1 protein-coding gene is annotated in these 521 nt (G+C 59.5%); it reads left to right on the forward strand.

The features are described from left to right. Positions 1-440 (forward strand): SMP-30/gluconolactonase/LRE family protein (locus tag OC610_RS28695; RefSeq protein ID WP_264433160.1); only part of this gene is annotated, 440 nt, incomplete at its 5' end. Positions 441-521: the final 81 nt, after the last annotated feature.

Here is a 521-nt window from a genome sequence, read left to right on the forward strand (position 1 = left end):
TGCCATTGCTACGCGGCCTGGGCATTCCCAACACGCTGTTGTGGAGCCCTGATGGCACGACGGTGTATTTCGGCGAAAGCCTGGACGGCACGCTGTACCGGCACTTCATCTATCCCGATGGCAAGCTGGCGCCGGCTGAAGTCTGGTTCGGACCTCATTCCCGTGGCGGCCCGGACGGTTCGGCCATGGATGCGCGGGGTTATGTCTGGAACGCTCGCTGGGACGGCAGTTGCCTGCTGCGGTTGCATCCGGACGGCCATGTCGATCGGGTGATCGAATTGCCGGTCAGTCGCCCGACCAGTTGTGTCTTCGGTGGGGAAGATCTCAAGACGCTGTACATCACCAGTGCGGCCAGTCCGCTCGGTCATCCGCTGGACGGCGCCGTGCTGTCGATGCGCGTCGATGTGCCGGGCGTGGCTTGTACTCGGTTTGCTGGGTAATCCCAAAATATGGGATGTAAATATATATATTGAGATTATTTGGCGGTCGGGTTTATAGTCGGCTCCATCAGCAATACGCAC

The sequence above is a fragment of the Pseudomonas agronomica genome (genome assembly GCF_025917275.1).
GTDB classification, from domain to species: domain Bacteria; phylum Pseudomonadota; class Gammaproteobacteria; order Pseudomonadales; family Pseudomonadaceae; genus Aquipseudomonas; species Aquipseudomonas agronomica.